This window comes from Frondihabitans australicus (genome assembly GCF_003634555.1).
Lineage (GTDB): Bacteria > Actinomycetota > Actinomycetes > Actinomycetales > Microbacteriaceae > Frondihabitans > Frondihabitans australicus.
In genome coordinates this window covers 3,621,474-3,633,850 of sequence record NZ_RBKS01000001.1, presented here as the reverse complement: position 1 = coordinate 3,633,850, position 12,377 = coordinate 3,621,474, and the positions used below count along the sequence as shown (strand labels likewise).

Below are 12,377 nucleotides of genomic sequence, written 5' to 3'. Positions count from 1 at the left end.
CGATCCCCCGGTCGGAGATGCGGGCGGCCCGTGCCGTGGATCAGGGCAGAAGGTCGATATCGGCCGTCTCGGTGGCGCTGGTGAGTCGAGCGGAGGCGTAGGCGATGACGCCGGCACCTATGCTGCCAGGAGCTGCATACAGAGTCGTCAACGTCAGGTCCGGGTGACTCATGATCCGCAGGTCGTCGTATTCGAACTCGACCGCACCAAACGGCTGAATCATTTCCAGGCACGTTCCCGACGTGAACACGTGCACGTCGTGGCGAGCCCAGAGGAGCCGGAAGTCGACGCTGTGCATCGACAGTTCACCCACGATCTGCTGCAGGCGCAACGACTCGGGGTCCGCACGCATGCGGAGCACAGCGACCATCTCCGCGGCGCGTTCGGCCCAGTCGTCGTACATGCCCCGGCATTCGTCGGAGAACATGCGAACGAGGCGATTGCTACCGGTGGACATGGCCCCGGGCCCCAGCACCTCGGCCAGAGGGTTGGCGGCCACAACGTCCATGTTGTCGTCGATGACGAAAGCCGGCCGGTCCGCGGTGCGCCGAAGGAGTCGCTGAAGCTCGTCTTTCGTCGCCCGGGATCGAGGGTTCGATTCGGTGCGGTTGCTCGGCCGCGCCAAGCGATGGAGATAGTCGATGGCGGCAGGGTCGAGATCGAGCGCTCTCCCGAGGGAGTTCAGCACCTGCTCGGATGGCTGATGTGCGTGCCCCTGCTCGAGTCGGAGGTAATACTCCGGGCTGATGCCGGCCAACGCCGCCACCTCCTCGCGACGCAGTCCTTTCACGCGTCGATTCGGCTCTCGCAGCAAACCGATGTCTTCCGGCTGGACCAGGTCCCTTCGGGTTCGGAGGTAGTCGCCGAGCAGCGTCGACCGGCTGTTCATGACTGGACCCCGCCGGAGGTGGGATGAGCTGACGGTCGAGCCTCGCACGAGGGCAGGGGGATGGCGGGTGGTGTCATGCTGCCCTCACTTCCCTCGTCGTGTGGGTCCGAGTCGAGACGGATGTCGCATTGTCCGGGACCGGGCGCCCTGCCACGCTTATGTCATGTGCCCTCAGCCAATGACAGCGGACCAGGCTGGCGCGGCGCCATGCAGAAACAATGCAGAACTGCGACCGGCTCGATGACCACTCTCCCCCTCGGAGCGCAACTCCGACAGCTCCGACTGCTCGCGGACCTGACCCTCGAAGGCCTCTCGGAGCGGTCCGGAGTCAGCGCGCGAACGCTGAGCGACATCGAACGGGGCATCAGCAGCATCCCCCAGCGCCGAACACTACAGATGATCGCCGCCGCTCTCGACCTCACGCCGGCGGACCGGGAAGACTTCTTAGGCGCCGCGAAGGCCCAACGACTTGCCCAGCCCGCCAGTACCCGGGTGACCGCCCTGTCACCGCATCGCGTCGCTGACTTCACAGGCCGCGATGACGAAATCGCGGAGGTCACTGCGTTCCTCAACGACGACACGACGTCGGGCGCGAAAGTCGTCGTCGTCAGCGGCCCTCCCGGGATGGGTAAAACCAGCATCGCCGTCGAGGCGCTGAGCCGATTCAACCAGGACGGCGACCGCATCGTGTTCGTCGACCTCGACGGGTTCAACGCGTACCCGCTGGCCCCGGTCCAGGTCCTCCGCGCGCTCCTGCGACAGATCCCAGACATCGCGGAGAAGGTGCCGGCGAACCTCGACGCCGCCAGTCAGATGTGGGCGGCGGCCACCACCGAATACGCCCCTATCGTCGTGCTGGACAACGCGGGCAGCGAAGCGCAAGTCCGCACCGTCCTGTCCTGCACCACGGCCGGATCCGTCGTCGTCACCTCACGGAGGGTGCTCGCCGGCTTGGAAGGGCCGCACAGAGTGTGGGTCGGCCCCCTGGCCGACACCGACAGCACGCGGCTCCTGGCCCGGCTCATCCCCGAACGACAGCGCATCGACACGGACTTGTCAGAACTGGCCATGCTCTGCGATCGGGTGCCTCTGGCGTTGCGCATCGCGGGAAACCGGATCGCCAGCCGCCCCGCGTGGACGGCGGAGGACTTCATCGACCGGATGGCGCAGGCGGAGGATCGGCTTCGACTTCTCGTCGCCGGAGATCTTGCGGTGGAATCCGCCATCGACCTCTCCTACAGCGACCTCGACGACGGCCTTGCAACACTGTTCCGCAGCATCTCCATCATCGACGGCGCCACCTTCGACGCCCGCATCGCAGCCGCGACCCTCGACGCCGATGTTCTGGAAACCGAAGCGGGTCTCGATCAGCTCACCGACTTAGGGCTGCTCGATGCGCGAGGAAACGTCCGCTACCGCATGCACGACCTGACTCGATTGTTCGCCTCTCAGCGGCTGCTCGCAGTCGAGGGCGAATCGGGCGTGCGACGCCGTCGAGAGGCGCTGCACCGATGGTTCCTCACCAGCCTCGAACGGGCCGGCGCTTGGTTCGAAACAGACCGCCGCCCGGACAGACCAGCGGATGAGGGGCTCACTTTTCCCGACGCTGACACGGCAGGGGCGTGGATCAAACTCGAGGTCGCGCACTGGTGGCCGGCCATGCAATCGATTGCCGCCGCCGGTGACGCCGGACGCATCGTCGACACCGCCGACGCGCTGCACTGGTTCTCCGACCTCTGGGTCGAATGGGGGCGGTGGCACGAATTCTTTTCTCTCGCCGCCCGCTCCGCCCACGACCTGGGCAACTCGGCCCTCGAAGCCGAACAGCTCGGCTACGTGGCGTGGGCGGAGATCGTCGAGCGCCGTGACCACGACGCCGCCATCGACACCGGGCGCCGGGCCGCCGACCTTGCCCGAGACGCGAAGGGGGATAAGCAGCTCGGATGGGCACTGTTCTACGTCGCCTGGGCGGCCAGCCATAAGGAACGCCTCGACGAAAGCTATGCCGCGGCATCGGCCTCGCTTGTCGCGTTCGAACGAGCATCCGAACTGGACGGCGTTTCTCAGGCACTCCTCGTCCTCAGCAAGGTGCAGTCGCAACGCGGGCAGCACGCTCGAGGCCTCGCGGAATACGGGGAATTGTTGACCCGGATCCGAGATCACGGTGAACGGGCACACACGGTGGCCAGTCGCGTGGCGCAGGCGAGCATCCTCGATCAGATGTCATCCAACCTGCAAGCCCTAGGCCGCTTCGAGGAAGCTCTCGATGCCGCCCAGCAGAGCCTCGACCTCGCCCACGATCTGGACTCGGTGCTGCGCATCGCGGGCGCACTGAGTAGACGAGCGAGTGCCTACGTCGGGCTCGGGGAGACCGCGGCGGCGCGACGAGACATCGCCGAGGCGCTCGAGCGCATCGGCACGTCCGGCGAAGACGCCTATCTGAACAAGCTTCGAGGAGATCTCCTCACCCTCGACGCGGGGTTGTCGGAGGCAGCGAACTCCAGGCCGCATGGAGTCAAATGACGCTCCTGCCACAGCGAACGGTCTCGTAGCGTCCTGGCATGGAATCCGCACCCGGCAACAAGAGCTCGCACGACGTTGACGACGACTCGGAAGACGCAGCCATCGAGTCCGCGGCAGCCGACCTGGTGTCCGCCGAGGAGGACCTGATCTCGGACTGACGCCGGCTCCGCCCGGAGCCTTACCGCCACGGCTCCAGCAGGGCGGCCGTGTCATCCCACAGGCGTTCCTGAAGCGCCTCGTCGCCAGCCGGCCAGGCGGGGACAAGAGGCTCCGCATGACGCACACCGATGTACGCGCCGGTGACGCCGTCGAACTCCGAGCTGGTAGCCACCCGGTGGATGAGGTGCGCGCCTCGCGCGGGGTCGCCGATCCGCAAAGCCTTCAGCACTCGCTCCAGAGGGGCGGCGAACGACAGCTCGCGGCCGAGCCCCGTGACATTGAATCCCGGGTCGAGGCAGTTCGCGGTCATTCCCGCGGCCGCGGTTCGGCGCGCCAGTTCCATGGTGAACATGATGTCGAGCAGCTTCGTCTTCCCATACAGCGCCGACGACTGCCGGCCGGTGAACGGCCTGGTGTCAGTGAGGTCTGACGGGAGCCCAAGCGTGCCGTGACGGCGGGATGCTTCCGACGCCACGTTCACCACCCGACCCCCGCTGGCACGGCTGAGAGCTGGCATCACCTTCTCGGTCAGCAGCCACGGTGCCAGGTAGTTGACCGCCATCATCTCGGGCAATCCCTCGACGGTGCCGCGCGGGGCGAAGGCATGAAGGCCGGCGTTGTTGATCAGGACGTCGACACGGTCGACGGCTGCCGCGATGTCCGTGCCGAGCCGCGAGACGTCAGCCATCAGGCTCAGGTCGGCGACGAACACGTCGACCGCAGAACGAGTGGCGAGACGGTGAAGCTCCTGCCGCAAGTCGTCACCACGGCGTTCATCCCGGACAGGTAAGACGAGGTGCACGCCATCGACTGCGAGCCGCCGGGCCACGATTCGCCCGAGACCGCTGGTCGCCCCCGTCAACACGACGATCATCAGATCCTTCACAAGCACAAACTCCTTGCCCTGACGCCACACGCCATGTAGTTGGTTTTTACCAACCATAGGCGGATAGTTGGCATTTACCAACTATACAAGTAGGGTGGGCACCGTGAGCGCGTCCCAACCGACAACACCGCCCGACCCGCGGCTCGCTCTGGGTGAAGAACTGAGCGCCCTCGTCGCCGCCTCACGAGCCCTTACCGAGCGGTCAGCGGCACGGTTCCACCCGGCCTTGCGTCCGGCGGCTTTTCATCTCGCGCGGTGGCTATTCGATTTCGGCCCGGCCAAACCGAGCGTGTTGGCCGCGGAGGTGGCCATGGACCGTGGTTCGACGAGCAACCTGATACGGCAGATGAAAGACCACGGCCTGATCGACACGACAACGGACCCGACGGACCGGCGCAGCACCATCGTCTCCCTCACGGAACGCGGACGCACGCAGGTCTCCGCGGCACTGGACCTTCGAGGTTCCGAGTTCTACCAACGGGTCGCCGACTGGCCCGCCGACGACATCTCTGCCCTGGCCGCCCTACTGCACCGGTTCAACCGGCCCGAGACCGCAGCAGGCCGCTGACACCCGAAGCGGCATCAGCTCCCACCATCGACGTGCGCCGCGAAATGCAGTCATCCGTCCTATCTGCCGGACCCGGAACCCTGTCAGCATGAAACGACGAGACGAAGGGAATCCATGATGTCCACGAAGTACTCGAAATCGCCCGACGCGATCTCCAAACTCACCACCCGCCAGTATCAGGTCACGCAGGAAGCAGCCACCGAGCCGGCTTTCGCCAACGAATTCTGGGACAACGACGAGGCGGGCATCTACGTCGACATCGTCTCCGGCGAGCCGCTGTTCGTGTCCACCAGGAAGTTCGACAGCGCCTGCGGGTGGCCGAGTTTCACCAAGCCGGTGGACCCGGAGAACATCGTGCTGAAAGAAGACAACAGCTTCGGCATGCGACGCACCGAAGTCCGATCCGCCCACGGCGACAGCCACCTCGGCCACCTCTTCGACGATGGCCCCACGTCCGAAGGCGGCCTCCGGTACTGCATCAACTCGGCCGCGTTGCGCTTCATCCCGTTCGCCGACATGGCAGCACAGGGCTACGGCGAGTACCTCGCCCTCTTCGACGACGCATTCCGCGCCACCGCGAAGGAGACAAGCAAATGACCACCGAAATCGCGATCCTCGCCGGCGGATGCTTCTGGGGAGCGCAGGACCTCCTTCGCCGCCGCCCCGGAATCATCTCCACCCGCGTCGGATACACGGGCGGAGACGTCCCCAACGCCACCTACCGCAACCACGGCGACCACGCCGAAGCCGTCGAGGTGACGTTCGACCCAGAGGTCATCACGTACCGCGAAATCCTCGAATTCTTCTTCCAGATCCACGACCCCACCACCCTCGACAGGCAGGGCAACGACATCGGCCGCAGCTACCGTTCGGCCGTGTTCTACACGAACGACGAACAGCGCCGAATCGCCATCGACACGATCGCGGACGTGGAAGCGTCCGGCCTGTGGCCTGGCGAGGTCGTCACGGAGGTCACCGCCGCCGGCCCGTTCTGGGAAGCGGAGGAAGAGCACCAGGACTACCTCATCAAGAACCCGTTCGGGTACACCTGCCATTACGTTCGACCGAACTGGCGCCTCCCCGTGCGGGAAGATCACCCCGTCAGCTGAACCACGGAATCGCCGAACGGTCGGACCATGGCGGCAGCCCGTGCCGGCGGGGTCGGTGAGGAAAGTCGGCGTTCACCGAAACGGGACCTGCCTGTAACGTGACCGTATGGCCCGAGCCCGCCAGTTCGACGAGCGACGCCTCCTGGACGCCGCCCAAGAGGTGTTCTGGGTGCGCGGCTACGAGCGAACCTCCATCGAGGTGATCGCGTCCAGCTCCGGGGTGGGCAACGGCAGCATCTACGCCGCGTACGGCAACAAGCTGACGTTGTTTCTCGCCGTCTTCGCTCGTTACTGCGACGGTCGGGCTGCGCTCGTCGATGAGATTATCCGCACGCACGTGGGCGACTTCGAATCGGCCGTCGGGAACTACTTCTCGGCCATCATCGCCGATTGCTCATCACACCCGGACAGACGCGGCTGCCTGATGATCAACTCCCTCGCCGAACTCGGCCCGCGCATCGAGGAAGTTCGACGCATCGGAGCTCACACCATCAACAAGATGGAAGCCTCCATGGCCCGCCGGATCCGTCAAGCCGTCGACGAGGAGCGGTACGCCATCTCACCGGAGGCCGTGGCTCCGCTCGCGTCTCACATCGTGTTGGTGTCGCAGGCGCTCATCGAGATGAGCCATCTGTCCGCCTCGGACGCCCAACTGCGAGCGATCGCCGACACGTCAACCCGGCTCACCACGGCCCGCATCGCCTGATCTCGCCAGCCCGGTCGGGGATGTCCCGATTAGTACTCGAACTCCGTTCGTCAGGCCGGGACGGCCCTAGGGTTGCTCGAAAACGAGCGGAGAGAACGTGTCGACATTCACCTATCACGGCGCCAAAGACATCGACCGGGCCATCGGCTTCCTGGTGACGTTAGACCGGAACCAGCAGGATGCCCTCGCTGTCCTGCAGATCGACGGCGCCCTCGACGAGCTGCAGACCGAGTACCAGAAGGCTCTGGCCGACGCCGCCTATCGGCCGTCCGACGACTTCACTGGCAGGCTCAGCGGATACCTCGAGATGGCCGACGACGCGGCCGGTCCCGGCGCCTGACTCCGAGAGTCGAGACACGATGTGGCCTCTCCGACACGGTCATCGTCGTATCGCCGCGATACCTGCCCGGCTCAGCTGCAGAGCTGTCACGCCCGGCAAATACGCGCGGGTCAAAGCGACAGCGATTCCGGGAAGATCCGCCGCGTCGCGGTAGACGAGGAACAGCGGCGCACCAACCGGGTTGAACTTTCGTTTGAACGACTCCAGGGAGCCGGTCGCATACACCGGTTGCAAGACCCTCGCCAACAGGTCGAGGACCGTCCGCTCAGGCTTCTCGACGTCGGCACCGCCGGGCGCCAGCGGCGCGGCCGATAAGGACACGAACTCCGCTCCGGAATCGTGAAAGAACCGTGCAGAAGCCGCGATGAGAAACTCCATCACCCCGGGCATGGCTCCGTCACGGCGTCGCATGACATCCAGCGTCCATCCGCGGATGGAACCGCCCTCCCCGTAGACGGGCAGCCAGCTGAGGACAGCCTGCACGATCTCCGCGGCATCGACAGCCAACGCCACCTGAACGTGCCGGTCAAGGGCTTGCGCGACGCCGCCGAGAGTGAACGCCATCTCCGGCAGCTCCTTATCGCCGACCCACCCATCGGAGATGGACCGAACCTGCTCGAGAACGTCGACCGGCTCGTCTTCAAGGGTCACCATGCGAAGGGTCACACGTTCCCGTCCAGCCCTGTTGACGGCGCTGCGAATCGGCTGCCATTTCTTTCCCGTGAAGGCGACATCGTCCAGGTCGACGACCTCATCCTCTGCGATACGAAGCGACGCCCATCCCTGCGGAGCGCTGTGCCGTGTCGCCTCACTCGCGGCGAAGAAGCACGGCGTGAGGCCCAGACGCCGGGCCTGCCGATCAATGTCTTCCATCACCGACTCTGCGCCGGCGACCGGGCCGATAGGGTCCCCCAAGATCAGCGCCACGGGCCTGTGGCGTTGAAACCCGATGATGGATTCACGGACGCGGAGATACTCCATGTGCGGCCACGTGATCATCCAAGACAGTGACTCGCCGCCCCATTGCTGAAGTGCTCGCACTGCGTCGTCGCGACCGACGGCGACTTCTCGACCAACTTTCCGCCGAGTGACAGCGAACGCGTCCCGAGAGAAGACCAGCAGTACGGTGGCCACCAACCACAATCCCGCGTAGGCGGTCGGCAGCCGAATGATCGTCGCAATCGCTTCGTCACTCGTGAAGGCGAGAGAACTGACCCCGACGGCGACATTGCACACCCCGAGCGGCACCATGATCCGCCACGCTGCTCGTTGTCCTCGGTGAAGGGGAAAAGTCAGCAGACCGGCGACGGCGATGTCGACACCGACGAAGATCCACGTGCCGAGCCCGTCGAAAGACACCTCGAACGGACCGACTTCTGGGCCGATGGCTGTCAGCAACGGCACGGCGGCGAGCATCAGCGCTCCGGCGAATGCGAACAGCCGACGTTCGTGAAGAGAGCCAACCGCCAGACCTGGTCTCTTCAGGAACACGAACGCGCCGGCGACGGCAACGAAATGCTCGACGTCGGCGACCGTCCCGCTGAACAGCAGGAACACGGTCACGATGGCGCCGACCGCGGTGAGGCCGCGCAGACGCCAGGGCTGCGGAGCACGCCAGAAGACTCCGACAAGGACGGCGAGGTAACCCGCCGACGGTCCAACGTCCAGATCGCCGGCAACTGCGCGGGGCCAAACCCACCCGGTGCCGGCTAGCGCCGTCAGCAGCGCCGCCGTGATGAGCACCGCCCCGAGCTGACCAGCGGTGAAAACGATCACCGCCTTTCCTGTTCCCGCGCGTCGCTCATACGCCCATAACGCGGCAGGACAGATCAGTAGGAACAGCGAATAGTGCAACGGTTCGGCGGCGACGAGAGAGCCCGTGACCAACGTCCACCAGCGCCCTTCCGCGAAGTTCGGCGCCCCGTACGCAAGGCTCACGAAATCCGGTCGCGAGTCGATGGCGTGCCACAGTGCGCCGGTGACAACACCGATGGTCACGAACCCCACCGTGAAAGCCACGGTGAACGGGTACTCGGTGCAGGCGCTCCAGGCCCGTCTGGCCACGACAGCCCCGACCCGACGCCAAGGCACCGGGTCGCCGGCGGCTGTCGGCGTCTGGAGATCCTGCACGTGCGGGGAACGGAACCGGGCGACCGTCGCCGAGACGGCGACGGCGACGGCGACACCGAGCGCGATCCACGTCGCCCCGTGTATGCCTTCTCGGGCGGTTCGACCCGCGATGGTCACCGCGCCGAACACGACGGCCGTCCACACGGCCGATCCGACGATGCTCGCGGGGAGGAATGCTCGGTACGGTAGGCGCAACGCACCGGCCGTCGGGGCGACGAAGATCCTCAGCACGGGGAACCAGCGTCCAATGGCGACACCAGCCGTGCCGTACCGGTTCACGACCGTGCGGGCACGCTTCACGCCTGACGCAGGAATGAGTCGCGGGAATCGTTGCGATGCCTCGGCGATGATCCTGTCTCCGAACTTGCGTCCGGTGACGTATCCGGCTGTGTCTCCGACGACGCCTCCGGCGGCGGCCGTCCCGGCGATGAGCCATCCGGACGTGTCCGTGTGATGCCTCACTGCCAGCGCGGTGACGAGAAGCGACTGTCCCGGGAGCGGCAGCCCGAGGTTCTCGGCCGCGACGCCGACGAACACGATGACGACATACAGCACGGCGGCTACTGCGCTGGCCATCGGCGATTCACTTGGTGTCGGGGGTGCTGCCGGCGCCGAGTGGTGAATGCTGCCGTGACTGGCGTCGTTGGGCCTCGAGGGCGTTGGCGAAGTCGGAGTCCCATTCGGCATCGATGGCGCTTCCGAGCCGCCGCGCTTCTTCCAAGGTCACGTCGCGGGGGAACCCGAATGTGTCGGACAGGTGGAAAATGTCCTGCCCGGACAGCGTCGTCCCTGTGTGCCTTTGCAATTCCCGGTATCCGGAATCCAACGTGTGGCGGAAGGCTTTCTCCTCCATGTCGAGAAGGTGGGTGATGGACTCTCGACGGGCGGCGAGCTGAGGATAGGTGTCGGCGTAGTTGCGGATGACTTCGTCGGTAAGACGGCTGAAGAAATGGTCGGTGACGTCGAGACGGCGGGCCGCTGCGATGGCGCGGCGGAGAAGCCTCCTCATCACGTAGCCCTGCTGCTTGTTGGAGGGGACTACTCCATCCGCGGCAAGGAACACGGCGCCCCGCACGTGGTCGACGATGATGCGCATCGTGGTCGGGTCGCTGTCGTAGGAGGTGCTGGCGATGGCTTCGACGGTGCGGATGAGAGGCGCGAGGACATCGATGCGGTAGATGTCGGGATCGTCCCGGACGGCCGCGGCGATGCGTTCCAGTCCGGCGCCGAAGTCGACGTCGCGGCGTTCGAGAGGGACGAACGACCCGTCGGCTTCGCGTCGGTACTGCATGAACACTTGGTTGCCGATTTCGAGGAAGCGGCCTCCGTCGCTTGCTGGGTGCGCTAGCCCGAAACGGCCGTCGTGGTGTTGCGGGCCGAAGTCGAAGAACACCTCGCTGTCCGGGCCGCACGGGTCGCCGGAGGGTGTGCCGGGGAGGGACCCTCCGCGGCTCCACCAGTTCTGGTCGGCGTCGTAGAAGAAGATCCGTTCCCCAGGAAGAATGCCTCGCCGGTCCCCGTCCTGCTGGCTGCCGATGACTGCGATGCGTGCTTCGACGCCCGCTTCCTCGAACACCTTCTGCCAGATGCTGGCGGCTTCGTCATCGCGGGCGATGCCCTGCTCTTTGTCGCCTTGGAAGCAGGTGACATACAGCCGGGCAGGGTCGAGCCCGATGATGTCGGTCAGGAAGTTGAAGAACTGCCGGATCTGCTGCTCTTTGAAGTAGGCGCCGAGGCTCCAATTCCCGAGCATCTCGAAGAATGTGGTGTGCCGGTTGTCGCCGACGTCGTCGATGTCCTGAGCTCGCAGGCACGGTTGCACGTCGGTCAGGCGAGTTCCGTCGGGGTGAGGACGTCCCAGTAAGAACGACAGCAGGCTCTGCATGCCACTACTGGTGAACAATGTCGTGGTGTCGTCCGGAACAAGGCTCGCGGGTCGGATACGTACGTGACCGCGCTCGAGCATGAACTGCAGGTAGGCGCGGCGGATGTCATCCACGTTCATGAGTGCTCTCGCTTTCGGGTGGGGCATCGCTCCCGCTCTGGCGGAGAACAGTGTCGAGCTGGGTTCGGAGCCGGTCGATCTCGTGCAGCAGCGCTTCCGTCATCCAGGCGGGAAGAACCGTCCCGTAGGGGTCCGCTCCGCGACACGCTGCCCGGATTTGCCGCTCTCGGTCGCCCGTGAGTGTGTTTGCGTTGTAGAGCCGGAGCTGCCGGTCCCGTCGGAGCCCGTGCTCGTCGGGCAGGAACGGCTGCGCGGTGGGGTCGGTCACGGGACGATGGAATCGATGTAACCGCCGTCGACGCGGACGGCGGCGCCGGTGGTCGCGGAAGCGACTGGGGATGCTAGGTAGACCACCATGTTGGCGATCTCTTCCGGTTCGATGAGCCGCTGCAGCAGGCTTTGCGGCCGGTACTTGAGCATGAACTGCCGCTCCGCTTCCTCCCAGCTCAACGACCGGGGGACGAGTTCGTAGACGAAGTCCTCGACGCCGTCTGTGTGCGTCGGGCCGGCGAGGACGGAGTTGACTGTGACGCCGGTGCCGGCGGCTGCCTTCGCGAAGCCGCGGCTGACCGCGAGTAGGGCGGTCTTGCTCATGCCGTAGTGGATCATCTCGGCGGGGGTGACGACGGCGGAGTCGCTGGCGATGTTGAGGATGCGCCCCCAGCCTTTGGTCATCATCGCCGGGAGGTACAGGCGTGTGAGTCGGACGGCGGAGAGGACGTTGGTGTCGAAGTAGCGTTTCCACTCGGCGTCGTCGATGGAGAGCGGGTCGGCGGATCCGAAGATGCCGAGGTTGTTGATGAGGATGTCGAAGTCGGGAAGCAACTCGGCGACCGCAGTGGCCTGCTGCTGGTCGGCCATGTTCCCGGGTACCGGGACGAAACGCGCCAACGGTGCTTTCGCTTGCAGCCAGGCGATGGATTCGTCCACTCGTTCAGCGGTGCGGCCGTTGATACCCACTTCCGCTCCTGCCCTGGCCAGACCCAGGGCGATGGCGGCCCCGATGCCCTGGGTTGACCCGGTGACGAGCGCAGATTTACCGGAGAGGTCGATGAGCATGGT

General features: G+C 65.7%; 12 protein-coding genes. 6 read left to right on the top strand and 6 right to left on the bottom strand.

The features are described from left to right. Nucleotides 1–40: 40 nt before the first annotated feature. Nucleotides 41–889, bottom strand: a complete 849-nt coding sequence (locus tag C8E83_RS17365) for a helix-turn-helix domain-containing protein (protein ID WP_121371339.1) — start codon at nt 887–889, stop codon at nt 41–43. Between the two features lie 240 nt (nt 890–1,129). On the opposite strand from C8E83_RS17365, the gene C8E83_RS17360 reads away from it, so the two are divergent. After that, a complete protein-coding gene (locus C8E83_RS17360) occupies nt 1,130–3,412 on the top strand; it encodes a helix-turn-helix domain-containing protein (RefSeq protein ID WP_170159993.1) in 2,283 nt (760 codons plus the stop codon). Between the two features lie 178 nt (nt 3,413–3,590). Here the strand turns inward: C8E83_RS17360 and C8E83_RS17355 are convergent, their stop codons facing one another. After that, nucleotides 3,591–4,514 (bottom strand): SDR family NAD(P)-dependent oxidoreductase, encoded by a 924-nt coding sequence (locus tag C8E83_RS17355; protein WP_245981797.1) that lies wholly within the window; start codon nt 4,512–4,514, stop codon nt 3,591–3,593. 46 nt (nt 4,515–4,560) lie between these two features. Here C8E83_RS17355 and C8E83_RS17350 point away from each other — a divergent pair, with 46 nt between their 5' ends. The 5 genes from C8E83_RS17350 to C8E83_RS17330 all read left to right on the top strand — a co-directional run bounded on the left by C8E83_RS17350 (nt 4,561) and on the right by C8E83_RS17330 (nt 7,180). Beyond that, the gene (locus C8E83_RS17350; protein ID WP_121371985.1) at nt 4,561–5,025 is read left to right on the top strand and encodes a MarR family winged helix-turn-helix transcriptional regulator; all 465 of its coding nucleotides are present in this window, start codon (nt 4,561–4,563) and stop codon (nt 5,023–5,025) included. A 117-nt stretch (nt 5,026–5,142) separates the two neighbouring features. Further along, nucleotides 5,143–5,622, top strand: a complete 480-nt coding sequence (gene msrB, locus C8E83_RS17345; protein WP_121371984.1) for a peptide-methionine (R)-S-oxide reductase MsrB — start codon at nt 5,143–5,145, stop codon at nt 5,620–5,622. Beyond that, nucleotides 5,619–6,134, top strand: a complete 516-nt coding sequence (gene msrA / locus C8E83_RS17340; RefSeq protein ID WP_121371337.1) for a peptide-methionine (S)-S-oxide reductase MsrA — start codon at nt 5,619–5,621, stop codon at nt 6,132–6,134. The genes msrB and msrA overlap by 4 nt, the downstream gene beginning before the upstream one ends. Before the next feature lie 106 nt (nt 6,135–6,240). Beyond that, the gene (locus tag C8E83_RS17335) at nt 6,241–6,840 is read left to right on the top strand and encodes a TetR/AcrR family transcriptional regulator (protein ID WP_121371336.1); all 600 of its coding nucleotides are present in this window, start codon (nt 6,241–6,243) and stop codon (nt 6,838–6,840) included. A 97-nt stretch (nt 6,841–6,937) separates the two neighbouring features. Beyond that, complete coding sequence (locus tag C8E83_RS17330) at nt 6,938–7,180, top strand: hypothetical protein (RefSeq protein WP_121371335.1); 243 nt, start codon at nt 6,938–6,940, stop codon at nt 7,178–7,180. Between the two features lie 39 nt (nt 7,181–7,219). On the opposite strand, the gene C8E83_RS17325 is transcribed toward C8E83_RS17330, so the two are convergent. Genes C8E83_RS17325 through C8E83_RS17310 form a run of 4 tightly spaced genes read right to left on the bottom strand, consistent with a single transcriptional unit; the run spans nt 7,220 to nt 12,374 of the window. Then, a complete protein-coding gene (locus C8E83_RS17325) occupies nt 7,220–9,886 on the bottom strand; it encodes a phosphatidylglycerol lysyltransferase domain-containing protein (RefSeq protein ID WP_170159992.1) in 2,667 nt (888 codons plus the stop codon). 7 nt (nt 9,887–9,893) lie between these two features. Further along, on the bottom strand, nt 9,894–11,315 hold the full coding sequence (locus C8E83_RS17320; protein ID WP_121371333.1) for an alanine--tRNA ligase-related protein: 1,422 nt from the start codon (nt 11,313–11,315) through the stop codon (nt 9,894–9,896). Continuing rightward, nucleotides 11,302–11,583, bottom strand: a complete 282-nt coding sequence (locus C8E83_RS17315; RefSeq protein ID WP_121371332.1) for a hypothetical protein — start codon at nt 11,581–11,583, stop codon at nt 11,302–11,304. Before C8E83_RS17315 ends, C8E83_RS17320 begins: the two co-directional genes overlap by 14 nt. After that, a complete protein-coding gene (locus tag C8E83_RS17310; RefSeq protein WP_121371331.1) occupies nt 11,580–12,374 on the bottom strand; it encodes an SDR family NAD(P)-dependent oxidoreductase in 795 nt (264 codons plus the stop codon). The genes C8E83_RS17315 and C8E83_RS17310 overlap by 4 nt, the downstream gene beginning before the upstream one ends. Nucleotides 12,375–12,377: the final 3 nt, after the last annotated feature.